This window comes from Halomonas zincidurans B6 (genome assembly GCF_000731955.1).
Taxonomy (GTDB): Bacteria; Pseudomonadota; Gammaproteobacteria; order Pseudomonadales; family Halomonadaceae; genus Modicisalibacter; species Modicisalibacter zincidurans.
This window is the reverse complement of record NZ_JNCK01000001.1, coordinates 2,605,027-2,628,114: the sequence shown is the minus strand read 5'-3', so window position 1 is coordinate 2,628,114 and position 23,088 is coordinate 2,605,027. Positions and strand designations below refer to the sequence as shown.

The window sequence follows — 23,088 nt, the reverse complement described above, 5'->3', positions numbered from 1 at the left end:
GCGACATGATGGACAAGCTGAAGATGCACTCCCCCAACCTCACCGAGGCCAACATCGCCAAGCTGGCCGAGCTGTTCCCTAGCTGCGTCACCGAAGCGCGGGATGAGCAGGGGCGGGTGAAGCAAGCCATCGACTTCGACCAGCTGCGCCAGGAGCTCTCCGATCATATCGTCGAAGGGCCACAGGAACGCTATCACCTCAACTGGCCCGGCAAGCGGGAAGCCCTGCTGGCGGCCAATTCGCCGATTGCCAAGACGCTTCGCCCCAGTCGGGAAGAGAGTGTGGATTTCGACACCACTAAGAACCTTTTCATCGAAGGGGATAATCTTGAGGCCCTAAAGCTTCTTCAGGAGACCTATCTTGGGAAGGTCAAGATGATATATATTGATCCTCCATACAACACCGGCAACGATTTTATATATGATGATGATTTCTCAGAAGGTGCTGCTGAATATTTGAGTCGCTCTAGTCAGAATGACGATTTTGGATGCCGGTTAACTGCGAACACAGAGACCAATGGCCGTTTTCATTCTGATTGGCTAACAATGATGCATTCTCGCATCAGGTTGGCTCGAAACCTCCTTAGACCAGATGGCGTGATTTTTATCAGTATCGATGATTGTGAGTCGTCGAGCTTGCGGCATATTTGCGATGAGGTGTTTGGTGAAAACAATTTAGTAGCAAACATTGTTTGGCAGCATAGCGTGCAACCAAAAGGATATACGCAACTGTTCTCAGTCCACCACAATCATATTTTATGTTATAGCAGGTCAGATGAGTATGTTGTGCAACCTTTAGAGCGCACCGAAAAAGATAATAAGAATTACTCCAACCCTGATGACGATCCAAGGGGCCCATGGCGCGCCGGGGATGTAAGGAATGCCCTTTATCGACCAAACTTAATTTTCCCTATTGTCACTCCATCAGAAAAGACTATAGATCCGCCAGAAAATGGCTGGCGGTGGAAAAAAGCAACAATCAAGAAAAAGATTCAAGATGGTGAGATCGTTTTCTCAACTGATGAGTCGCGGATAATTAGAAAGATTTACTTGGAAGATCAATCTGGCCGAGCACCAGAGACAATTTGGTTTAGCGAAGATGTTGGGAATACCCGCTCTGCGGCAAGTGAGCTAAAAGGGTTGTTCAATGGAGTCGCTCCCTTTGACACAGCAAAGCCACTGAAGCTAATAGACAGAATGTTTCAGGTTGCAGGCCTGCAACCTGACGACTTATGTCTCGATTTTTTCGCTGGCTCTTGCTCAACAGCGCACGCTCGTCTAGCTTCAATGAGCCCTGGTCCATTTATCATGATTCAAATGCCTGAGCCCATTGATAATACAAAGCCACATGGAAAAGCTGCTCAAAATCTAGGAATGGCTACGATAGCAGACATTGGTAAAGAGCGTATCCGCCGTGCTGGAAATGAAATCCAGAATGAAACTGGTCTGCATGGAAGTCCCCTTGATGTCGGCTTTCGTGTATTAAAAGTCGACAGCTCTAATCTTGAAGATGTCTATTACAGACCTGACGTGCTCTCTCAAGACCTGTTGTCTGAAAATGTTGATAATATCCGCGAGGGCCGGAGTTCAGAAGACCTGCTCTTCCAGATCTTGCTGGACTGGGGGGTAGACTTGTCGCTTCCCATCTCCCGCCAGGACATTGACGGAAAAACTGTCTTCTTCGTCGACGGGGCCGAGAAGCATATGGCGCTGGCCGCCTGCTTCGATCTGGATATCGACGAGGCATTCGTCAAGCAGCTCGCCGAGTACGAGCCGCTGCGCGTGGTGTTCCGCGATGCCGGCTTTACCAGCGACAGCGTCAAGATCAACGTCGAGCAGATCTTCGCCCAGAAGTCGCCCAATACTGAGGTGAAGGTGCTATGACCCAGGATAAGCATCCACAAGGTGGCCGGTTGATTCGCAACAGCACAGCGGAGTTCCTCATCTTCACCGGGCAGAGTGGGGAGCAAAGCATAGAGGCCCGCTACGAGAATGGCACTATCTGGCTCTCGCAGAAACTCATCGCCGAGCTTTTCGGGGTCACCAAGCCGACGATCAATGAGCACCTCAAGAATATTTATCGTGAGGAGGAGCTCACCCAGGAGGCAACCGTTAGGAAATTCCGAACGGTTCAGCAGGAAGGGCCGCGTGAGGTCACTCGCACGCTGGAGCACTACAATCTGGATGCCATTATTTCGGTCGGTTACCGGGTCAACTCGATCCGCGCCACACAGTTCCGGCAGTGGGCAACCCAGGTGCTCAAGCAGTTTGCTGTCAGGGGCTATGTCATTGACAAGCAGCGGATGGAAAACGGCAGCTTCCTGGGGGAAGACTACTTCGAGCATCTGCTGGCCGAGATTCGAGAGATTCGGCTCAGTGAACGGCGCTTTTATCAGAAGATCACCGATATCTACACCACCAGTGTGGATTACAACCCCGCAGCGCCTACGACCAAGGCCTTTTTTGCCAAGGTTCAGAACAAGCTCCATTTTGCCATCCACGGCCATACCGCTGCCGAGCTAATCCAGGCCAGGGCAGATAGCGACAAGCCGCACATGGGCCTTACCTCATGGGGTAACGCGCCGGCTGGCAAGGTGGTCAAGACGGATGTGGCGATTGCCAAGAACTACCTGACGCAGCAGGAGTTGGAGTCGCTGGGGCGAATCGTCAATGCCTACCTGGATCTTGCCGAGGAGCGCGCTCGCCGCAACATCCCCATGACGATGGAGGATTGGGCGAAGCGTTTGGATATGTTCCTGGAATTCGATGATCGTGAGGTGTTGCAGGATAGCGGGAAGGTAACCGCCAAGCTCGCCAAGGCGTTTGCGGAAAGCGAATTCGAAAAGTTTCGCATCTTGCAGGATCGTCTATTCGAGAGCGATTTTGACCGCATTCTCAAGGATGGTGATACGGAGCAAGGCGGGGAGGGTGAAACGTCATGAAGCTCAAGTTCAAGACTCAGCAATACCAGACAAGGGCCGTCGAGGCGCTGGCGGATTGCTTTACTGGCCAGCCCTTCAGCAGCGGTATCCACTATCGCATCGATCCGGGCGAGACCGCCCCCCTGGCGCAGCCGATGCAGCGTGACATGTACGCCTTGCCAGACCCCGACGATGCCGGTTTCAAGAACGCCGCGCTGGAGCTGACGGAGCTTGAGCTGCTGAACAACATCCGGACCGTGCAGCGCCGCCAGAACCTGCCGCTCTCCGACGGCCTGAAGAAGGACGACAAGACCGGCTGCCCCTACAACCTGGACGTGGAGATGGAGACCGGCACCGGCAAGACCTACGTCTACCTGAAGAGCATGTTCGAGCTGAAGCAGCGCTACGGCTGGAGCAAGTTCATCGTGGTGGTGCCGAGCATCGCCATTCGCGAGGGGGTGTACAAATCGCTGCAGATCACCGCCGACCACTTCCTGGAAAGCTACGGGGAGAAGGCGCGCTTCTTCATATACAACTCGAAGCAGCTGCACAACCTGGAGAGCTTCTCCTCGGATGCCGGCATCAGCGTGATGGTCATCAACGTGCAGGCCTTCAACTCCCGTGGCGCCGATAACCGCCGCATCTACGATGAACTGGACGATTTTCAGTCGCGGCGCCCCATTGATGTCATCAAGGCCAACCGGCCGATCCTGTTCCTCGATGAGCCGCAGAAGATGGAAGGGGGCAAGACGCTCGGCTCACTGAGCGAGTTCAGCCCCCTGTTCATCGTGCGCTACTCGGCCACCCATAAAACGACCTACAACAAGATCCACCGCCTGGACGCCCTGGACGCCTACAACCAGAAGCTGGTGAAGAAGATCTCGGTGCATGGCGTCACCACCAAGGGCCTCACTGGCACCGATGCCTACCTCTATCTGGAGAACATCGAGACGGCCAAGAACAAGCCCCCTGTCGCATGGGTCGAGTACGAGGAAAAGTCGGCCAGCGGCGTGAAGCGCAAACGCCGCAAGCTGGGCAAGGGCGACAACTTACATGAGCTATCGGGTGGGCTGGATCAGTACAAGGGGTTCGTCGTCTCGGATATTGACGCTCGCGTAGACCAGCTCAGCTTCACCAACGGCGTCGAGCTCACCGCCGGAGAGGTGACCGTCGACGTCACCGAGAAGGCGCTGCGCCAGATCCAGATCCGCGAGGCGGTCAAGGCGCACTTCAAGAAGGAGCAACGGCTGTTCTCCCAAGGCGTCAAGGTGCTCACGCTGTTCTTCATCGATGAGGTGGCCAAGTATCGCCAGTACGATGAGGGCGGTGAAGTGCTGGGTGAGTACGCCCGGATCTTCGAGGAGGAGTACAACCGCCAGCTCAATCAGGTGCTGACTCTGGAGGATAGCGCGTACAATCGCTACCTGAAGGGCATCAGCGCATCAAGCACCCACAACGGCTACTTCTCCATCGACAAGAAGTCCAAGCGCCTCGTCGACCCCAGAACCAAGGCGCGTTCCACCGAGACGGACGATGTCGATGCCTACGATTTGATCCTGAAGGACAAGGAACGCCTGCTCTCCTTCGAGGAGCCCACGCGCTTCATCTTCTCCCACTCCGCACTGCGGGAGGGCTGGGACAATCCCAACGTGTTCGTCATCTGCACGCTGAAGCACAGCGATAACTCCATCTCCCGGCGTCAGGAGGTCGGACGTGGCCTGCGTCTGGCGGTCAACCAGTTGGGGGAGCGCATGGACGATCCGCTGACGGCGCACGACATCAATGAGCTGACGGTGGTCGCCAGCGAGAGCTACAAGGACTTCGTCAGCGCCTTGCAGCGCGACATCAGCAACGAGCTCTCTGAACGCCCACGGGTCGCCGATGAGGCCTACTTTACCGGCAAGCTGCTCGTGTCGAATGACGGCGAGATCGAGGTCACGCCGGCCATGGCCAAGGAGATCTATCGTTACTTACTCAAGCACGACTATACGGATAGCGCAGACCACATCACCGAGGCCTACCACCAGGCTAAGGAGAACGCCACCTTGGCCGAGCTGCCGGAGCCGCTGCAGCCTCATGCAAAGCAGATCTTCCAGCTGATCGACAGCGTCTTCAGCAACGCCCAGTTGCCGCACATCGAGGATGGCCGCAAGGCAAAGTTGAACCCGCTCAATGACAACTTCCACAAGAAAGAATTTCAGCAGCTCTGGGAGCGCATCAACCGCAAGGCGGCCTACTCCGTCAGCTTCGACTCTGACGAGCTGATTGAGAAGTGCGTGGGCTATCTGGACCTGAAGCTCAAAGTAAAACGTCTGGAGTATCATGTAGAGCGCGGCAGCCAGAAGGCGGAAGCCAGCTACCAGGACCTGACCAGCGGGCAGGCCTTCACCGTCAACGAGAGCGAGCGTGTCAAGTATAACGGAACGCTGCATTCGGCAGTCCAGTACGACCTGATCGGCCGCTTGGCCGAGGCCACGCAGCTGACGCGGCGCACCGTGGCGACGATTCTCTCCAAGGTTCAGCCGAAGACCTTCAAGCAGTACCAGATGAACCCCGAGGACTTCATGGCCCAGGCCGCCAGGCTGATCAACGAGCAGAAGGCCAGCATGGTGGTCGAGCACATCAGCTATGACCCGCTCAACGAGCAGCACAGTCGGGAAATCTTCACTCTCGAGAAGTCGGAGAACCAGCTGGATCGAGCCTACAAGGCCAACCGCCACGTCTTCGACTACGTGGTGACCGATTCCAGGATCGAGCGGGACTTCGTCGAAGAGCTCGACACTGGCAAGGAGGTGGTGGTCTACGCCAAGCTGCCGAAAAGCTTCTTCATCCCGACGCCAGTGGGCAACTACAACCCTGACTGGGCCATCGCCTTCAGCGAAAATGACGTCAAGCATGTCTACTTCGTGGCCGAGACCAAGGGCAGCATGTCATCGCTGGAGCTGCGCGAAATCGAGCAGGCCAAGATCAAGTGCGCCACGGAATTCTTCGACACGATTGCCACGGCGACAGTGAAGTACGATGTGGTGAATTCCTATGACAAGCTGATGGATCTGGTGAGATAAACGAAGTAAGCAATTTCCGCGCGTCGCCCTTGCCTCTTGCCGGGCAATGGGCGCTATAGCAGGGTGGACTTTCCAACCAGCACCACGCCGAAGACGATCAGCATCAGCAGAATCACCGTGCGAAAGGTCTCCGCGTTCATGCGCTGACGCACCAAGCCGCCGATCCGGGTCCCCAGGTAAACCGGTATCAACCCGGCCAGGGATATCCAGAGCGTCTCCAGGGTCATCAGCCCGAGCGTCGACAGGCCCAGCGCCATCACGATGCTCGACAGGCTGAAGGAGATGTTGATCGTCTGGATGAAGCGCCGGGGGTCGAGTCGCAGCGCGAGCAAGAAGGGCAGCACCGGCATCACCTGCGAGCCGGTCATGCCATTGATCACGCCGGTGACAAAGCCGGCAAGCGGCGCAAGCGTGCGAGCGAGGCTGGGCGGGATCGGTCGTGGAACCTGTCAACCTGATTCGGACAGATCGTTAAAAATTAGTGTCGATTTCGTCGCGCTGCCGCTTGCCGCCGCCAGTGTCGGGAAGTTCACCACGCTGTAGGGGGCCGGGTCGTCGTCATCGGGCTGTACCGGATTGATCGAGACACTGGCCGGTGGCATCGCCACCTTGGGGCGTCCGCGTAGGAATCGCTCGGGGTGCGCCTCGAAGCTGTCATCGAGCGCTCGCTGACGGACCTCCGCAATCTCGCGATATCGGCCGGTGAAGACCTGCTCCGGGGTGAAGCCAGCCCGCCCGCTGTGAGGGTGCTGCAGGTTGTACCAGTCGACATAGGCGCGGTACCACTGCCGGGCATGGACGATGCTCTCGAAGCGCCCGGGATAGTCGGGCTGGTACTTGCTGGTCTTGAACTGGCTTTCGCTGAACGGGTTGTCATTACTCACCCGGCGCGTTGCCAGGCATGACTTTGACCATAATTAATAATTCTGCGCTTATCGAGAACGGCCTGGAAGTCTGCTCAGGATAGTCGCTGGCGATATTTGTCGACTGCAGGCTAAATGTCGAAGGGCGCTGGATAATGGCTATCATGACTGCAACTGTGAGCCGTGCCGCCTGAGGCGTACAAACGGTGGCTTCGGTGGAACGCGAAGTTACCCGGCAAGCTGCAGACCGAGGGGGCAACGTGGCTGATAGGAATAGTGTTCTGGCTTTTTATGACGACCGGGTACTGGCGCACCAGCCTGACGGCCATGACCGGCTGATCCCGGTAGGGCTCGCTGTGCGCGATCTCAAGCAGCTGCGCGCGCTCCTCGGCCGATAGCGCTCTGGGTTGCGGACAGTGCCGGCGCGACGTAGAGGCCCCGGTAGACGGCGCATGGCGGCGTTTTCGCCAGGCGTACACTGTGCTGCGGTTGATGCCCAAGGCTCGACAGGCCATGGCCAGCGGGAGCTGCGCCGGGCGCTCGTCGAGCACCGTGATCATGGTTCGCTCCCAGTGTTCATGCGATCGAGCATCGATAACGCTTTTTTTGGAGCGACAGGCAATCTTCGGCGGTCGAGAGCCTCTGCTGAAGACGGGCGTTCTCACGCTCCAGTGCCTCGATGCGCTTCTGCTCCGGGGTCTTGCTCGGGGTCGGCCCCGGGGCGGTCTTGTGGAGCTTCTCCACGCCGTTCTCGGCAAGCTCTTGGCGCCAGGTGGTCAGCTGGCTGCTGTACAGCTTTTCGCGGCGCAACAGCTCGCCGAGTTCGCCATGCCGGCAGGCATCGGCTTCCGCCAGGATGCGCAGCTTGTACTCGGTCGAGAACTGACGACGTGTGCGCTTCTCGAGCTTGGGATTCGGCGTGACCTGATGGTCGGGCAGCTCGGTTGGCGGTTTAGGCATGATACGGGCTCCTGAACCTCGGGCTCTGATAGTGAGCTTAACTCACTGAGCCGGTGTATGGATTCAGGTTGATACACAGGGGTCGCGACGGACGAAACAGCGTAAAAGTGCCATAGCCGATCAGCACCACCCCCAGAATGGCTCCGGCGACTAGGCTGTCGATGAGGTCGAGCACGGCCAGGCCGAGCAGTACGCCGGGGACGGTGGCGACGAACATCGGCCAGAAGCGCCGGGCGGTTTCCCGAAAGTGCCCGGCCTGAACCATGACGAGGGCGTTGCTGATCAGCGAGGGGATGATGACCAGCGGCATGGCGGACTTGAGGCCCAGCCCGAGAGTCAGGATCGGCAACGCGGATGTCGAGAACCCCAGCCCGGTCGCCCCTTTGACGAAGGCCGCCAGCAGGTAAGCGCAGGTGATGACGGCGATGTTTCAACGCTCATGAGAGAGTCGCGCCGGGAGTAAGGCTCGTTCGGCTGTTCATGTGTTTTCCGCTAGCGAGTGACTGGCAATCCCGTCTGTCTGCATTGTGATCAGCGGATGTTCCGTTAGCCAGCCCGTTCCGGCTCTCACTCGGGTTTCAATCCGGCGGCCCGGAGGCGACCTCTCAGGCGATCCACCTCTTCAAACAGGTCGGCCACCAGGGCGGCCAGCTCCGGCACGGCATCGAAGTCGGCCTCCATCTGGCGCAGGCGCCGGGCCCGGGTCAGGTCGCGACTGCTGAAGCGCCACTGGGCGACATAGCGCGTGCCGTCACCGAGCATGCCGCTCTCGACCCGTTCCACCACCCATTGACGTTCGACGGCGCAGGCGTGCGCGAACTCTTCCAGTGTCAGGCTGGCCTCGTCGAGAACCACACCTTTGATTGCGTTGTGTTCGGCCATGGGTCACCTCGTCTGACGCGGATTGAACGGCATGTCACGCGCCATGTTCTCGTAGAGCTGGCGTGCCTTGTCGGTATTGGCCGGCGGGAGTACCACTTCGAGGACGAAATACAGATCGCCGGGCTCTGAATCCGGAATGCCACGCCCCTTCAGGCGTAGCTTGCGCCCTCCCTGCGAGCCCTTGGGGACCTTCAGGTGGACCTGGCCGGCCGGTGTGGGGACATCGATGGCGATGCCGAGGGCCGCCTCCCAGGGTGCAACCCGAAGCGTCGCGAAGACATCCTTGCCTTCCACCCGGTAATCGGGGTTCGGCGTAAAGTGGATTTCCAGGTAAAGGTCGCCCGGTGCTCCGCCGCCGACGCCGGGATGTCCCTGACCGGCGAGGCGGATATGCTGGCCTTCCTTGATGCCTTTGGGAATACGCACATTGAGAGTGTGCTGCTGCAGCGAGACATGCCCCTGCGGATCGGTCTGTGGTACATGCAGTGTCACGGTTCGCGTCGCGCCGTGGTAGCTATCGTTCAGGTCGACGAAAATTCTGGCGTGCCGATCCTCGCCACGCATCTGGTAACCCCGTTGGCTGCGGGTTCCACGGCCCCGCCCGGCGTGGCCGAACAGGTTGGCGAAGAAATCGCTGAACTCGCCCAGGTCGGCTTCATCGAAGCCGCTGCCCGAGAATTCGAAACCGGCGTCCCAGTCGGGGGGCGGGCGGAACTCCTGCCCCGTACTGTAGCGTTCGCCAAGCTGGTCGTAGGCCGCTCTCTTTTCGGGATCCGTCAGCACCGCCTTGGCTTCGTTGATTTCCTGCATGCGCAGCGCGGCGTCGGGCTCCTTGCTGATGTCGGGGTGATACTTGCGCGCCAGCTTGCGGTAGGCCTTCTTGATGTCGGGGATGGTCGCGGTCTTGTCGACACCCAGCGTCTGGTAATAATCCTTGAATTCCACGAAATCGCTCCATGCTAGAGGGGCCGGGACGGCCCGGCCCAAAGGGCGATGGTTCACGGCCCGGCCAGCTGCCGCTCCCTTCAGGTAAACAAGCCACCGCTGTTTTTTTAACGCGCGTTGCCAGGCATGACTTTGACCATAATTAATAATTCTGCGCTTATCGAGAACGGCCTGGAAGTCTGCTCAGGATAGTCGCTGGCGATATTTGTCGACTGCAGGCTAAATGTCGAAGGGCGCTGGATAATGGCTATCATGACTGCAACTGTGAGCCGTGCCGCCTGAGGCGTACAAACGGTGGCTTCGGTGGAACGCGAAGTTACCCGGCAAGCTGCAGACCGAGGGGGCAACGTGGCTGATAGGAATAGTGTTCTGGCTTTTTATGACGACCGGGTACTGGCGCACCAGCCTGACGGCCATGGGGCCTTTCTTTCCCAGCGCATGGACAAGCGCCTGCGGGAGATTCTGGAAGGGCTGGGAGTGGCCTGGAAGTATCCCGAACATCCCGGTCGGCTGACCGCAATCCTTGAACTGCTCGAGCATGACCCGGTCGCCGGCGTGCGCTATGAGTCGGGCGCCCAGGCCACCCACGAGCAGCTCAGCCGGGTGCATACGACCGGCTATCTGGAATCCATTTATCAGCTGCGTGGCAAGAAGGCCTGGCTCGATGTCGATACGACCGCGGTCTCGCCCGGCAGTATCGAAGCGGCGGAAGTGGCCGCCGGTACCGCCGTGGCGGCCGTGGAAGCGGTCATGGCGGGACGCGCGGAGTCGGCTTTTGCCCTGATTCGCCCACCCGGGCATCATGCCGAGTCGGTTCGCGCCCGGGGCTTCTGTCTGTTCAACAACGTCGCGGTAGCCGCTGCACATGCCAGGGCCGCGCTCGGCTGCTCGCGGGTATTGATCGTCGACTGGGATGCCCATCATGGCAATGGAACCCAGGAGATATTCTGGGCCGATCCCAGTGTGCTGTTTTTCGACATTCACCGGGCCGCTCCCTTCTTCCCGGGATCGGGCAATCTGGAAGACATCGGTGGCGGGCTGGGGGAGGGCGCGACGGTTAACGTGCCGATGCCAGCCGGCGCCGGTGACACCGCTTACATCAAGGCCTTCAACGACATCCTCTTGCCTGCCGCCGATTGGTTCCAGCCCGACCTGATTCTCGTCTCGGCGGGATTCGATCCGCACTGGAACGATCTGTCGCTCAGCGTTTCCTACGAAGGATTTGGTGCCATGACCGGCATCCTTCAGGAACTGGCCCGGCGTCACTGCGAGGGCCACCTGGTCTTCGTGCTGGAGGGCGGGTACAACCTGACTTCCCTGGCGCAAGGGGCCAGAAGCGTGCTCAAGGTCCTGGCGGGTTTCGAGCCACCGGTGCCGGGGGTGATCGGGCTCAAGGAAGTCGATAACGCCATTGCCTTTCACCGCGATGCGTTCATCTCGCCGCCAGAACAGGGCGGGTAGCGGTCCCTTCAGGCCCTTGCGGATTGGCGAAGGAAATGCAAACGGCCTAACAGCCCGGGTTAGGCCGAATCGCTATCAGGCGGTCAATAACACCTTGATCGCCTTCTCCGAAGCGGCACGCGAGAACACGTCATAGGCCTGCTCGATCTCGTTCAAGGCAAAGCGGTGCGTGATCAGGCTCTGCGCGTCGATGCCGCCGGCTTCGAGAAAACGCATCAGCACAGCAATGGTATTGGTGTTGACCAGTCCCGTTCTGACCGTGACGTTCTTGATCCACAGCTCCTCGAGGCGGAGCTCGACGCTGCGGCCATGCACGCCGATGTTGGCGAGCTTTCCGCCAGGGCGCAGGATGCGCTGGCAGGTATCGAACGACTCGGGAATGCCCACCGCTTCCATGGCCACATCGACGCCTTCGCCCTCGGTGAGCGTCATGATCGTATCTACAGGGTCGGCGCTGACCGTATCGGTGGCCCCTAACTGGCGGGCCACGGCCAGCCGGTTCTCGTCGGGGTCGACCATGATGATGCGCGCCGGCGAATAGAAGCGCGACGTCAGCAGCGCGGCCAGGCCGATGGGGCCGGCACCGACGATGGCGATGGTATCGCCGAGCTTGACCTCGCCGTTGAGCGCGCCGATCTCGTGACCGGTGGGCAGGATATCGCTCAGCATCAGCGCGGCGGCCGGGTCGAGCCCCGGTGGCAAGCGGTAAAGGCTGTTGTCGGCATGCGGGATGCGCACGAACTCGGCCTGGGTGCCGTCTATCTTGTGGCCGAGGATCCAGCCGCCGTCGCGGCAGTGGGCGTACATGCCCTGCTTGCAATAGTCGCAGTGGCCACAGGAGGTGATGCAGGAGATAAGCACCTGATCGCCCGGCTTGAGACTGCTGACGCTATCGCCCACCTCCTCGATGACGCCTATTCCCTCGTGACCCAGGGTACGGCCGGCTTCAACCGCCGGGACATCGCCTTTCAATATATGCAGGTCGGTTCCGCAGATGGTGGTATGGGTCAGCCGTACGATGGCATCCGTAGGTTTTTCGATGTCGGGACGGGACTTGTCCTTCCAGCTTCGTTGCCCCACTCCTTCGTAGACAAGCGCTTTCATTGGTCTGGTACTCCCGTTGGCGGCCCGAAACGTGGCCGGTTGCCACCATGAGTATGGCTGTAGCGCGCCGACAGGCATTGACCGGCATCAAACTTGATGAGCGCGATCTCCTTTTTTAGGTTCTTCGCGGATCAGCGTGAAACGTTAAGGCCCCGCTATTGGGAATAAACTCTCTCCCACGCAAACCAGCCTGGATGGACCACTGGAGCATGGGGACGCCGGTGGGAGGGAACTGGTTCGCGATGACCTGTGCCGCATTTGCCGGCAAAATGCGATGAACCTTTTAATCAACGGGCACATGACGCTGGCCATCAGCGGCGACTGCAGCAAAGACGAATTCGCAGTCACGGTAATCGAGCCCTGATTGAATTGGATCTGCCACGCGGCGCTTGAGAGAGGAGGCGGGAAACGGCGCGGCTTGGCGCCCCCATCAGGATTCGAACCTGAGACCTTCCCCTTAGGAGGGGGATGCTCTATCCAGCTGAGCTATAGGGGCGTTGCTTGCGGGGCCTGGCTGGGCGGTAGTCAGGTGCGCCGAACGTGGCGCATTATAAGCGCCTGACCGCACGAGATAAACCTCTGTGCATGGAGCGAGTTGCCGCGTTCAGGCGGGCCGCTCGGAGGCGGCAGCCGCTTTCAGCGGATAGGCGGGGCGTGCGTCCGCGCTGAGGTAACGTTCGATCAATGCTGTCACCGGCATCGGCTCGCCGAACAGGAAGCCCTGTGCCAAATCGCAGCCCAGCTCGCGCAGCTTTTCCAGCTGCTGGTCGCGTTCCACGCCCTCGGCCAGTACCTGGCGCTGCATGGCGTGGGCCATGTCGATGATGCCGCCGACGAACTGACGCTGATCCTCGCGGGAGTCGATATTCTTGATCGCGCTGCGATCGATCTTGAGCGTATCGATCGGCAGGTGATTGGCGTAGGTGATCGAGGAAATGCCGGCGCCGAAGTCGTCGAGGGCGATCGAGGTTCCCAGCAAGCGCGCCTCGAGCAGCTGGCTGCAGGCCAGGTCCAGGTCGTGGAAGTGGCTCGACTCCAGCACCTCGATGGTCAGGTAAGGCACCGTCAGCTTGAGCGCATCGCGAGTCTCGACGATGGCACGCAGAAAGCTGCCGGTCTCGATCTGATCCTGCGACAGGTTGATGCTGACCGGGGTGGCGTGACCGGCATCCTGAAATCGTTTGGCCATGTGGCCGGCCTCGCGCACCAGCCACTGGCCGAACGGCAGGCTCAGCGAGGAGTGCATGATCACGGTGATGAAATGCTGCGGCCCGAGCAGCCCCTTCTGCGGGTGGCGCCAGCGTGCCAGCGCCTCGAAACTGTGCGTCTGGTTGCTCGCCAGGTCGATGATCGGCTGGTAGTAGAGTTCGAGCTCGCCGTTCTCGAAGGCCTCGCGGATCCGCTGGAAGGCGTCCTGGCTGCGCGACTCGATGAAGCGCTGGGCCTTGGCGATGCGATTCTTGCCGCCGAGCTTGGCTTCGTACATGGCATGGTCGGCACTGTCGATCAGGGTCGGCGGGCTTTGCCGGTAGTCGCTGGTGAAGGCCAGGCCGATCGAGACCGAGACGTTGACCTGCTTGCCGTTGGCGAGCAGTAATGGCTGGGTCAGATCGTCGATGATCTTTTGCCCGACCTTGGACGCCTTGTCGCTGTTGCCCATGCCGCCCAGCGCGATGACGAACTCGTCGCCGCCGAACCGCGCGACGATGTCGGTGCTGCGCATCAGCCGCTTGAGCCGCCGGCTGACCTCGACCAGCAGCTCGTCGCCGGCGGCATGGCCGTAGCTGTCGTTGATCGGCTTGAAGTCGTCGAGATCCATGAACAGCACCGCCAGGCCGCTTTCGACGTATTGCAGGCCGGCCAGGTGGTTTTCGAGCATCACGGTGAAATGCTCGCGATTGTAGAGCCCGGTCAGCGGATCGTAGATCGCCATGCGCTCGAGGCGCGCCTGGTTGAGCCGCTGCTGGGTGATGTCGCGGAACACGCCGACGTAGTTGATCAGCTCGCCGGCGTCGTTGCGCACCGCCGAGATGGTCGAATTCTCGATCAACTGGCTGCCATCCTTGCGGGTGTTCCAGATATCGCCCGACCAGAAGCCGTGCTTGTCCACCGCGGCGAACAGCGATTGATAGAAGGTGGCGTCGTGCTTGCCGGACGACAGCATGTGCGGCTTCTCGCCGATCACCTCGGCGCGCTCGTAGCCGGTCAGTACGGTGAAGGCCGGATTGGTGTCGACGATCGTCCGCTCGGCGTCGGTGATGATGATGCCGTCATGGGTGCTGTCGAAGACCGCCTTGGCGAGCCCCTGGCGGCGCTGATCGGTGACGTCGCGGTGGGTGGCGATCACGTAGCGATGCCGGGCGGCAGTCTCGGTCACCGACAGGGTCAGTTCGTTCCAGAACTGGCTGCCGTCGCGGCGACACAGCGCCAGCGTATGGGGGGTCGGTGTGCGGCTGGTCAACACCTCGCTCAGCCAGGCCTCGATGTCAGTCTCGTTGTCGCAGGCCACGAAAACGCGGCACGCCGGAACGGGTACCTCCTGGCGGGAATGGCCGGTGAGCTGCTCGAAGCCGGCATTGACGTACAGCACCGGGAAGCCGGCAGCCTCGCCATCGATGATCGAAATGGCGATGCCGGGCAGTTCCAGCACTTTGACAACGGGTTCCAGCAGGGGAGGCAATGGGCCCAAGGTGGGTACTCCTGTGCAGCCGGCGATCCTCTGGCAATCGATGGGTTATCGGCCGTGGCTGCGAATACTTGAGGATGATTTCAAACGCCGGGTAGAGCCGCGCGAATGGCGAGGCTAGACTGGCGGCTTTCCCCGACGAGAGGCAAACGGTGAGCGCGCGCGACCGCATATTCGATGGCCTGACCGACAAGTTCGCCGATAGCCTGTATGGCAAGCCGCGCGGCGAGCTGCGCCTGGCGCTGCTCGACGAGCTGTTGCCGCGCACCCTGACGCTGTGCGGCCAGCCGGCACTGGATGTCGGCGGCGGGCTGGGCCAGATGAGCGCCTGGCTGGCGCGGCGCGGCCATCCGGTGACGCTGGCCGAACCCTCCGGCGAAATGCTCGAACGGGCGCGTGACGCGCATGGCGGGCTGCCGATCGAATTCCGACAGTTGCCGCTGCAGGCGCTGGACGAAGCCGTGCCCGGTCCCTGGCCGTTGATCGTCTGTCACGCGGTGCTGGAATGGCTCGCCGAGCCGCGCCAGGCGCTGGCGACGCTCTCCCGGCTGCTGGCGCCGGGCGGGCAGCTCTCGCTGATGGTCTTCAATCGCGATGCGCTGCGCTTTTCCAACGTCGTCAAGGGCAACCTGCAGAAGGCGCTGGACGATCGGCTCGCCGGCACCGGTCAGCGCCAGCGCTTGACGCCGATCTCGCCGTTGACGCATGCCGAGATCAGCGGCTGGCTCGCCGAAGCGGGCCTGGTCGTCGAGCACGTCGCCGGCATCCGGGTCTTTCACGATTACCTGCGCGAGCGTGAGCCGGACGCCGCGACGCTGGCCCGGCTGTTCGAACTCGAACGCCGCTATTGCGACGTCGAGCCGCACTGGCGGCTGGGGCGCTACCTGCTCTATCACCTGCGCAAACCCGCCCCCCCTGGAGATGGGAAATGAGCGCGACGACCCCGGTCTGCCAATTGATCGAGCGCCAAGCCGACGCCTGTCGTCAATTCAACGACTACCGCGGCTGGCTGTGGGTCGCGCCGCCGTCAGATCCCTGGTTGACGGCGCAGGCGCCGGGGCCGTTGTGGAGCGCCGATCTCACACTGGTTCGGCAGTGGCGGGCGGTTGGCCTGACCGCGTATGACTCGCTCGAGCCCGAAATCGCTACCCCGCCGGGTGCCGTGCTGTTCTGGCCCAAGGCCCACGCGCTGGGCGAATGGTGGCTGCTGGCGCTGTGTCGCGGGTTGCCCGCGGGGACCCCGCTGCAGATCGTGGGCGAGAATCAGGGCGGCATCAAGCGGGTGCTCAAGGTGCTGGCAGCGCTGGGCCTGGGCTGTCGCAAGCTCGACAGTGCGCGCCGTTGCACGCTGTTCGAGACGCGCGTCGGGCCGCTCGCGCTGGATCCCGATGCGCTGTGGCAACGCTTCGAAGCGGCCGGGCTCACGCTGGCCAGCCACCCCGGCGTGTTCGGCCATGGCAAGCTCGACGACGGCACCCGGCTGCTGCTCGAGCATCTGCCTCATGAACTCGGCCGCCACGGCGAGCGAGTGCTCGATGTCGGCTGCGGCGACGGCGTCATCGCCGCGAGCCTGGCGCAACGCGGCGCCGCGGTCACCGCGCTCGACGTCAGTGCCTTCGCCGTGGAGGCGACCCGACGCACGCTGGCCGCCAATGCGCTTCAGGGCACGGTGGTTCAGAGTGATGTCTACGACGGGCTGGCCGATGATGGGCGTTTTTCCGCGATCGTCAGCAATCCGCCGTTTCATCAGGAGCGGGCGATCGACTACGGCCCGGCGGCCCGGCTGATCGCCGAGGCCCCCGAGCGGCTCGAGCGCGGCGGCAGCCTGCTGCTGGTGGCCAATGCCTTTCTGCCCTATCCCGATCGCCTCGAGGCGGCTTTCGGGCGCTTCTCGATTCTCGCTGACGACCGGCGCTTTCGCGTGTATCGGGCAATTCGCCGATGATGGCTAGCGGCTGGCGCCGGGATCGCGATAGTCGATGGCGGTGATGATGTAGCGCGTCTCGCCGCCCGGCGCGGCGACGGTGGCCTCGTCGTCGAGTGCCTTGCCGAGCAGGGCGCGGGCCAGCGGCGCGTCGACGCTGATCCAGCGCTTGGCGGTATCGGTCTCGTCGTGGCCGACGATGCGGATCGCCAGCTCGTCGCCGTCCTCGTCTTCCAGGGTCACGAACGCCCCGAAATACACGCGTCCGGTATCCGCCGGCAGGCGGTCGACCACCTGCAGCTCGTCGAGTCGTTTACCCAGGTAGCGGATGCGCGCGATGACCCGGTTGAGCTCCTTCTTGTTGTAGGTGTAGTCGGCGCTCTCGCTGCGATCGCCCAGCGCGGCGGCTTCGCCGACCTTGGCCGAGATCTCGGGGCGGCGCATCCGCGACAGATGGTCGAGGATGCCGCTGAGACGGGCGTGACCCTCCGGGGTGATCAGATTGCTCTTGGCTTCCTGGCGCGGGTCCTTGGCGGGATCGCGCCAGCGCGTCATGTTGCGGCCTTTCATGGCATCGGTCGTCATGGCGGTTGCGGTAATCCGGTCAGCCTACGCAACCCGGCGATGAAGGCCAAGCTGTAACGGATTCGACGAAGACTGCATGGAGAATCATACAAACGTTCGTTATGGTGCTGGCAGTAGGATGCACCACGAGCCGGTCGGCTCGTATCTCCGCCGCTGGCGGATCTGCCGAGGAGTCGAACGATGCTGTGTAAACGTCTGCTGGGAGCGGCCATGCTGGCCGCCATGTTGTTGGGGAGCCTGGGAGTCGCGGGGTTCGCCATGGCGCAGCCCGATCCGGTCTATCCGCTGATCAAGCGCTGGGCGCAGATCAACTACCAGATGCAAGGAGACGCGCAGGAAAAGGCCTTCGCGCAATTGGCCGGCGATGCCGATCGACTGGCGACGAGTCAGGCCGACGATGCCCGGGTGCTGACCTGGCAAGGCATCATCCTGGCCTCCCAGGCGCGTGCCAAGGGCGGGCTGGGTGCCCTGGGGCTGGCCAAGCAGGCGCGCGCGGCGCTGGAGAGGGCGATCGAGCTCGATCCCCGGGGCGATGACGGCTCGGCCTATGTCACCCTGGGTACGCTCTACGCCAGGGTGCCGGGCTGGCCGGTCAGCTTCGGCGATGCCGAAAAGGCCGAACGGCTGCTCAAGAAAGCCGTGGAGATTCGCCCGCAAGGCATCGACACGCTGTATTTCTATGCCGACTTCCTGCGCGAGCAGGGCCGTGACGCCGCGGCGCTCGAATATGCCCGGCGTGCCGATGCGGCGCCCGGGCGCCCGGGGCGGGAAGCGTCCGATGCGGGGCTGCGCGCGGGGATCCGCCGGTTGCTGGCTGAACTCGGCCAGGGCAAGAAATAGTGGGAGCGAATTTATTCGCGATAAGTCAGCCAAAGCGAATCGGGAATAAATTCGCTCCCAGTGCGCCCGTGAAGGCGTGCACACAACTCGGTGGAAGTCCGAGTCGGGGTAAGCCATGGCCCCGTAGTCGAAGGTAACTGCGTCGCCGCGAGGCGGGGTGGAGAGCAACCGGAGGCGAACTGGCGGTCCGTAGGATGACGAACTCGATTCGGCCGGGTCAGGTGGCGAGCTTGCTGGGAGACAGCGAAGCCTGAAACGCACCCGTCGCGCTGGGGTGGCGGCTAAAGCGACGGCGGGACCTGCCAGGTGGTTGGAGGCGGAACGTCAGGAAGGGTGCACGAGATAAGCGGGGAGTCCTGGTCACCGAGGTGACGGCGGCCAGGGGTCAGAGCCTTCATAGTACCGGCGTGCGGATCACGCCTTGGCCACGGCTCATCCCGGCGAAAGCAGGGATCTAGAGATGCGGGAGTGCTAACTCTGCCTACCGCCAAGACGCCGTACAGGAGGCGCAGAGAACAGAACCTGTGCCGAGGGAAGGGAGGCAGGAAGATGGATGCGAGAGACGACCAGAGATGAGCGAACGCAACAGCACAGCATCGATAGTGTCCCCCCGTGGGACTAAGCAAGGTGCGTCATCACCCGCCGCTATGGCGGGGGTTGACCGCTCAATCTGGACGGACCGCATGTTGGCGGCGCTGGATAACGGCGTCAAAGGACGTAAATGGTTCAGCCTGATCGACAAGGTACACCGCTCGTCGACCCTAGCGAGTGCCTGGCTACAGGTCTACCGCAACCAGGGTGCAGCGGGGGTCGATCGGCAAAGCGTGTCACGCTTCGCCGCGCAGTCCGGACGCCACCTTGAGGAGCTCCAGGCCGACCTGGCGGCGGGGCGGTACCGCCCACAGGCGGTGCGGCGGATCGAGATCCCCAAGGGCGGCGGCAAGACACGCCCGTTGGGTATCCCTACCGTCAAGGACCGCATCGTTCAGGCGGCGCTCAAGCGTGTCATCGAACCGATTCTCGAGCACGAGTTCCTGCCGATGAGCTATGGCTTCCGACCAGGAAGAGGCTGCAAGGACGCCTTGCGGGCCGTCGATGATGGCCTCAAGGCCGGCATGACCTGGGGGGTCGACGCCGACCTGCAGGGTTACTTCGACAGCATCCCGCATGACCGCCTCATGAGCCGTGTTGAGGAACGGCTCAGCGATGGTCGGTTGTTGTCACTGCTGCGTGCCTGGCTGACGCAGGACATCGTTAGCGAGATGAACTGCTGGAGCCCCACCGCGGGAGCGCCGCAAGGAGCGATCATCAGCCCCTTGCTGGCGAATCTCTACCTGCACCCGCTGGACCAGGAGATGACCCAGCGCGGCTATCGCATGGTGCGGTATGCCGACGACTTTGTCATCCTCTGTTACAGCGAGCAGGAGGCCCGGCAGGCCCTGGCCCACGTGCAGGACTGGGTGATGACGAATGGCCTGACCCTGCACCCCGACAAGCCCCATATCGGTGACTGTCGACAACGCGGCGAGGGCTTCGACTTCCTGGGCTACCGCTTCGAGGCGGGAAAGCGCTGGGTACGTAGGAAGAGTCTCAGAGCCTTCAAGGACAAGGTGAGAAGCAAGACGCGGCGGACGGAAGGCAAGAGTCTGCGGCAGATCATCGCCTCACTCAATCCTCTGCTAAGAGGCTGGTTCGGCTACTTCCGACACGCCTATCGGACAACGTTCCGGCCGTTGGATGGCTTCATCCGCCGACGGCTTCGCGCCATCCTGCGCAAGCAGGAGAAACGCCCTGGGCGTGGCAACACCGGAACAGACACGCGACGTTGGCCCAATAGGTTCTTCGCCGCTGCCGGGCTTTTCACCCTAGCCGAAGCCTGGCAGCAAGCGAGCCAATCACGATGTTGAAACCATCGACTGGAGAGCCGTGTGCGGGAGAACCGCACGCACGGTTCGGAGGGCGGGGAGGCGAAGCCTTCCCGACCCCTATCGAAAACCAGACCAGTTGGCTGTGAGCTCTTGTGGGAGGGAATTTATTCCCGATAGTGGTGGCGCCGAACCAACCCGGTCGCGAAGAGCTTGCTCTTACAATTTCCTGCCCATGGTTAACCTAGCCGCGATTCCTGGCCAGCCAGCGATCCAGGGCATTGGCGAACTCGCGGCGTTCGACATCGCCATAGCCGCTCGGGCCGCCGGTGTGCTCGCCGCTGGCGCGCAGAGTTTCCATGAAATCGCGCATCTGCACACGGGCACGGATATTGTCCGGGGTCAGCGCCTCGCCACGATTGGTCATGACCTCGGCACCCTTGTCGATCGCCTCCAGGGCGAGCGGCAGGTCGGCGGTGATCAGCAGGTCGCCGCGTTCGATGCGGCGGACGATCTCGTTGTCGGCGGCATCGAAGCCACTGGCCACCGCCAGCGGCTTGACCCAGCGCGAAGGCGGTAACGGCACCTGATGGTTGGCGACGAACCAGGCGCTGGTCCGAGTACGTTCGGCGGCGCGAATCAATATATCCCGCGCGGCGCGCGGACAGGCATCGGCATCGACCCACAGGCTGGGCATCGACAACTCCCGATCGGTCGGTTAAGCGGTGAATGAAAAGAAACTAGGCAAACCCTATCCGACGATGGTAGCATGCCCGCTCCTCGCATGTGTTGACCCCACCATCCAGCTGATTCGCCCCCATCGACTGCCAACGGGCAGGGGACGTCTCTCTCGCAAGGCGCACAGTTCGACTCGTTACGAGCGGCTGATGTGAAGCGCCAGGTGCATTGATGGAACGCCACAGTTGCCGACTCGGCCCCGGCGTGCAAGGTCGCCACACTGTTCGTCCGTTTCCGCATTCCGCGGTGACGCTAGAGAAGCGGACAGGATGCAGGTGCGACCGGTATCTCGTCACGTTGCCCAGTGATTTCAACGGCAACCAGCAAGCGACGCGGTGCCACGACAATTTCTCGCCGGTGACTGCCGGCCACTCAAGGTGTGATATGACCTCGACTTCTGTCGCCTCGCCGAGCTTCGGCGACCTGGCACTGCTGCCTGCTGTGCTCTCCGCCCTGGAAACCCTGGGCTATCAGAATCCGTCGCCGATCCAGGCGCAGACCATTCCTGCGCTGCTGGAAGGCCGTGACATGCTGGGCCAGGCCCAGACCGGTACCGGCAAGACTGCGGCGTTCGCGCTGCCGGTACTGTCGAAACTCGAACTGACCCGCCGCGAGCCGCAGGTGCTGGTGCTGGCGCCGACCCGCGAGCTGGCCCAGCAGGTCGCCGTTTCGTTCACCAAGTACGGCCAGAACCTCAAGGGTCTGGAAGTGGCCAGCCTGTGCGGCGGCCAGGAATATCGCGAGCAGCTCGGCGCGCTGCGCCGCGGCGCGCAGGTGATCGTCGGTACCCCGGGGCGGGTGATCGACCATCTCGATCGCGGTAGCCTCAAGCTGGACGGCCTGTCCGCGCTGATTCTCGACGAAGCTGACGAGATGCTGCGCATGGGCTTCATCGACGATGTCAAGCGCGTGGTCGCCGATACTCCCAAGGACGCCCAGCGGGTGTTCTTCTCCGCGACGCTGCCGGCCGAGATCGAGCGTATCGTCAATCGCTACCTGGTCGATCCGGTCAAGGTGGCCATCGAGTCCAAGGCCGACACCGCGGCGAGCATCGACCAGCGCTTGGTGCGTGTCGATGGCGGCGCCAAGCTGGAAGCGCTGTCGCGGATCCTCGAAGTCGAGCCGGTGGATGCGGCGATCGTCTTCGTGCGCACGCGTGCCGCCTGCACGACGCTGGTCGAGCAGCTCACCCTGCGCGGTATCAATGCCGCGGCGCTATCGGGCGACCTGGATCAGAGCCTGCGCGAGCGCACGGTGACCCGGCTCAAGCGCGGCAAGATCGACGTGCTGGTAGCGACCGACGTGGCCGCCCGTGGCCTCGATGTGCCGCGTATCACCCACATCGTCAACTACGATCTGCCGCAGGACAGCGAGGCCTATACGCACCGTATCGGGCGTACCGGTCGTGCCGGACGTTCGGGGGTGGCGATCACCTTCGCCGGTGTCCGCGAGACCCGCAAGGTGCGCTGGCTGGAGCAGGCCACCGGCCAGACGCTGACCGATACGCAACTGCCCGACGAAGCGGCGATCCGCGCCCATCGTGACGAGCGCTTTCGCGAGCGCGTGATCGGCGCGCTGACCGCCGGCGCCGACGCGCAGCGCAGCCTGATCGAACGACTGATCGACGAAGGCCAGGATCCGGTCGAGCTGGCCTGCGCCTTCGCCGCCATGGCGCGCGCCGACGAGGCGCCCATCGGTCGCCTGCCCAAGCCGGGCGCACGCAACGATCGCGATAGCGCACCGCGCGACGGCAAGCCGCCGCGTCGCCGTGACAGCGGTCCCAGCGAGGGCATGACGCGCTATCGCGTCTCGGTGGGCCACAAGGATGGCGTCAAGCCGGGTCAGCTGGTCGGCGCGCTGGCCAACGAAGGCGGCATCGAAGGGGCGCGTATCGGACGCATCGATATCCGCAACGCCTTCTCGGTGGTCGAACTGCCCAGTTCGTTGCCGACCTCGATCCTCGCCAAGATGGCGCGTGCGCGGGTCGCCGGTCAGGCGCTGGAGATCGCCGAGGACCAGGGCGCGCCGGAGCGTGCCGAGCGTCCGGCGCGTCGCCGCAACAGCGATGACGCGCCGATTCGCCGTCGCTCGCGAGCCTGAGGCCAATGCCGGCTGCGACTTGACCCTGACGCTTGACCTAGACGCCGAGCGGTTACCACACTGAGGCGTAATCGCCTACGGAAACGCTGAATAAATAGGCGAGCGAAATAAAGCGCAAGGCGTACGGAGCACAGGAACCGGAGCATATGA

At 62.1% G+C, this 23,088-nt stretch carries 20 protein-coding genes and 1 tRNA gene; 9 read left to right on the top strand and 12 right to left on the bottom strand.

Going from position 1 to position 23,088, the window contains the following annotated elements:
• Positions 1-5: 5 nt before the first annotated feature.
• Genes HALZIN_RS0112290 through HALZIN_RS0112280 form a run of 3 tightly spaced genes read left to right on the top strand, consistent with a single transcriptional unit; the run spans position 6 to position 5,985 of the window.
• Complete coding sequence (locus HALZIN_RS0112290; protein WP_236254990.1) at positions 6-1,883, top strand: site-specific DNA-methyltransferase; 1,878 nt, start codon at positions 6-8, stop codon at positions 1,881-1,883.
• Complete coding sequence (locus HALZIN_RS0112285; protein ID WP_031384502.1) at positions 1,880-2,941, top strand: virulence RhuM family protein; 1,062 nt, start codon at positions 1,880-1,882, stop codon at positions 2,939-2,941. Before HALZIN_RS0112290 ends, HALZIN_RS0112285 begins: the two co-directional genes overlap by 4 nt.
• The gene (locus tag HALZIN_RS0112280; protein ID WP_031384501.1) at positions 2,938-5,985 is read left to right on the top strand and encodes a type III restriction-modification system endonuclease; all 3,048 of its coding nucleotides are present in this window, start codon (positions 2,938-2,940) and stop codon (positions 5,983-5,985) included. The genes HALZIN_RS0112285 and HALZIN_RS0112280 overlap by 4 nt, the downstream gene beginning before the upstream one ends.
• Positions 5,986-6,038: 53 nt before the next feature.
• Here the strand turns inward: HALZIN_RS0112280 and HALZIN_RS0112275 are convergent, their stop codons facing one another.
• From HALZIN_RS0112275 to HALZIN_RS0112245, 7 genes are all read right to left on the bottom strand, one after another.
• Positions 6,039-6,419, bottom strand: a complete 381-nt coding sequence (locus tag HALZIN_RS0112275; protein WP_084173568.1) for a sulfite exporter TauE/SafE family protein — start codon at positions 6,417-6,419, stop codon at positions 6,039-6,041.
• Positions 6,420-6,434: 15 nt separating this feature from the next.
• Positions 6,435-6,869: an integrase core domain-containing protein gene (locus HALZIN_RS18440; RefSeq protein ID WP_422723637.1), complete on the bottom strand. Its 435-nt coding sequence runs from the start codon at positions 6,867-6,869 to the stop codon at positions 6,435-6,437.
• Positions 6,870-6,979: 110 nt separating this feature from the next.
• Positions 6,980-7,408: a helix-turn-helix domain-containing protein gene (locus tag HALZIN_RS0112265; RefSeq protein WP_031384498.1), complete on the bottom strand. Its 429-nt coding sequence runs from the start codon at positions 7,406-7,408 to the stop codon at positions 6,980-6,982.
• Between the two features lie 16 nt (positions 7,409-7,424).
• Complete coding sequence (locus HALZIN_RS16905; RefSeq protein WP_084173366.1) at positions 7,425-7,808, bottom strand: transposase; 384 nt, start codon at positions 7,806-7,808, stop codon at positions 7,425-7,427.
• A 37-nt stretch (positions 7,809-7,845) separates the two neighbouring features.
• The gene (locus HALZIN_RS16900) at positions 7,846-8,178 is read right to left on the bottom strand and encodes a TSUP family transporter (RefSeq protein ID WP_475464101.1); all 333 of its coding nucleotides are present in this window, start codon (positions 8,176-8,178) and stop codon (positions 7,846-7,848) included.
• 197 nt (positions 8,179-8,375) lie between these two features.
• Complete coding sequence (locus tag HALZIN_RS0112250; RefSeq protein ID WP_031384497.1) at positions 8,376-8,690, bottom strand: chaperone modulator CbpM; 315 nt, start codon at positions 8,688-8,690, stop codon at positions 8,376-8,378.
• A gap of 3 nt (positions 8,691-8,693) precedes the next feature.
• A complete protein-coding gene (locus tag HALZIN_RS0112245) occupies positions 8,694-9,635 on the bottom strand; it encodes a DnaJ C-terminal domain-containing protein (RefSeq protein ID WP_031384496.1) in 942 nt (313 codons plus the stop codon).
• A gap of 348 nt (positions 9,636-9,983) precedes the next feature.
• Here HALZIN_RS0112245 and HALZIN_RS0112240 point away from each other — a divergent pair, with 348 nt between their 5' ends.
• The gene (locus HALZIN_RS0112240) at positions 9,984-11,096 is read left to right on the top strand and encodes a histone deacetylase family protein (protein WP_031384495.1); all 1,113 of its coding nucleotides are present in this window, start codon (positions 9,984-9,986) and stop codon (positions 11,094-11,096) included.
• A gap of 75 nt (positions 11,097-11,171) precedes the next feature.
• Here the strand turns inward: HALZIN_RS0112240 and HALZIN_RS0112235 are convergent, their stop codons facing one another.
• From HALZIN_RS0112235 to HALZIN_RS0112225, 3 genes are all read right to left on the bottom strand, one after another.
• A complete protein-coding gene (locus tag HALZIN_RS0112235) occupies positions 11,172-12,200 on the bottom strand; it encodes a zinc-dependent alcohol dehydrogenase family protein (protein WP_031384494.1) in 1,029 nt (342 codons plus the stop codon).
• 419 nt (positions 12,201-12,619) lie between these two features.
• Positions 12,620-12,696 (bottom strand) — tRNA-Arg (locus HALZIN_RS0112230).
• 108 nt (positions 12,697-12,804) lie between these two features.
• Entirely contained in the window at positions 12,805-14,889 is a 2,085-nt protein-coding gene (locus HALZIN_RS0112225) for a putative bifunctional diguanylate cyclase/phosphodiesterase (protein WP_084173562.1), read from the bottom strand.
• 149 nt (positions 14,890-15,038) lie between these two features.
• Between HALZIN_RS0112225 and HALZIN_RS0112220 the strand changes: the two genes are divergently transcribed.
• Together HALZIN_RS0112220 and HALZIN_RS0112215 are read left to right on the top strand one after the other, a co-directional pair.
• Complete coding sequence (locus tag HALZIN_RS0112220; protein WP_031384492.1) at positions 15,039-15,818, top strand: methyltransferase domain-containing protein; 780 nt, start codon at positions 15,039-15,041, stop codon at positions 15,816-15,818.
• A complete protein-coding gene (locus HALZIN_RS0112215) occupies positions 15,815-16,831 on the top strand; it encodes a class I SAM-dependent methyltransferase (RefSeq protein ID WP_031384491.1) in 1,017 nt (338 codons plus the stop codon). The genes HALZIN_RS0112220 and HALZIN_RS0112215 overlap by 4 nt, the downstream gene beginning before the upstream one ends.
• Positions 16,832-16,834: 3 nt before the next feature.
• Here the strand turns inward: HALZIN_RS0112215 and greB are convergent, their stop codons facing one another.
• The gene (gene greB / locus HALZIN_RS0112210; protein ID WP_084173704.1) at positions 16,835-17,380 is read right to left on the bottom strand and encodes a transcription elongation factor GreB; all 546 of its coding nucleotides are present in this window, start codon (positions 17,378-17,380) and stop codon (positions 16,835-16,837) included.
• 195 nt (positions 17,381-17,575) lie between these two features.
• Here greB and HALZIN_RS0112205 point away from each other — a divergent pair, with 195 nt between their 5' ends.
• Entirely contained in the window at positions 17,576-18,235 is a 660-nt protein-coding gene (locus tag HALZIN_RS0112205; protein WP_051907504.1) for a TRAP transporter TatT component family protein, read from the top strand.
• A 683-nt stretch (positions 18,236-18,918) separates the two neighbouring features.
• On the top strand, positions 18,919-20,142 hold the full coding sequence (gene ltrA / locus HALZIN_RS0112200) for a group II intron reverse transcriptase/maturase (protein ID WP_051907491.1): 1,224 nt from the start codon (positions 18,919-18,921) through the stop codon (positions 20,140-20,142).
• Positions 20,143-20,344: 202 nt separating this feature from the next.
• On the opposite strand, the gene HALZIN_RS0112195 is transcribed toward ltrA, so the two are convergent.
• Positions 20,345-20,797, bottom strand: a complete 453-nt coding sequence (locus tag HALZIN_RS0112195) for a YaiI/YqxD family protein (protein WP_031384487.1) — start codon at positions 20,795-20,797, stop codon at positions 20,345-20,347.
• A gap of 425 nt (positions 20,798-21,222) precedes the next feature.
• Between HALZIN_RS0112195 and HALZIN_RS0112190 the strand changes: the two genes are divergently transcribed.
• Positions 21,223-22,938, top strand: coding sequence for a DEAD/DEAH box helicase (locus HALZIN_RS0112190; protein ID WP_031384486.1), 1,716 nt, complete (start codon positions 21,223-21,225; stop codon positions 22,936-22,938).
• The last annotated feature ends 150 nt before the right edge of the window (positions 22,939-23,088 follow it).

Bases quoted from the DNA above. Each gene is read 5' to 3' on its own strand.
- HALZIN_RS0112290 (WP_236254990.1), top strand. From the start codon at position 6: ATGATGGACAAGCTGAAGATGCACTCCCCCAACCTCACCGAGGCCAAC.
- HALZIN_RS0112285 (WP_031384502.1), top strand. From the start codon at position 1,880: ATGACCCAGGATAAGCATCCACAAGGTGGCCGGTTGATTCGCAACAGC.
- HALZIN_RS0112280 (WP_031384501.1), top strand. From the start codon at position 2,938: ATGAAGCTCAAGTTCAAGACTCAGCAATACCAGACAAGGGCCGTCGAG.
- HALZIN_RS0112265 (WP_031384498.1), bottom strand. From the start codon at position 7,408: ATGATCACGGTGCTCGACGAGCGCCCGGCGCAGCTCCCGCTGGCCATG.
- HALZIN_RS16905 (WP_084173366.1), bottom strand. From the start codon at position 7,808: ATGCCTAAACCGCCAACCGAGCTGCCCGACCATCAGGTCACGCCGAAT.
- HALZIN_RS0112250 (WP_031384497.1), bottom strand. From the start codon at position 8,690: ATGGCCGAACACAACGCAATCAAAGGTGTGGTTCTCGACGAGGCCAGC.
- HALZIN_RS0112235 (WP_031384494.1), bottom strand. From the start codon at position 12,200: ATGAAAGCGCTTGTCTACGAAGGAGTGGGGCAACGAAGCTGGAAGGAC.
- HALZIN_RS0112215 (WP_031384491.1), top strand. From the start codon at position 15,815: ATGAGCGCGACGACCCCGGTCTGCCAATTGATCGAGCGCCAAGCCGAC.
- greB (WP_084173704.1), bottom strand. From the start codon at position 17,380: ATGAAAGGCCGCAACATGACGCGCTGGCGCGATCCCGCCAAGGACCCG.
- HALZIN_RS0112205 (WP_051907504.1), top strand. From the start codon at position 17,576: ATGCTGTGTAAACGTCTGCTGGGAGCGGCCATGCTGGCCGCCATGTTG.
- ltrA (WP_051907491.1), top strand. From the start codon at position 18,919: ATGTTGGCGGCGCTGGATAACGGCGTCAAAGGACGTAAATGGTTCAGC.
- HALZIN_RS0112195 (WP_031384487.1), bottom strand. From the start codon at position 20,797: ATGCCCAGCCTGTGGGTCGATGCCGATGCCTGTCCGCGCGCCGCGCGG.
- HALZIN_RS0112190 (WP_031384486.1), top strand. From the start codon at position 21,223: ATGACCTCGACTTCTGTCGCCTCGCCGAGCTTCGGCGACCTGGCACTG.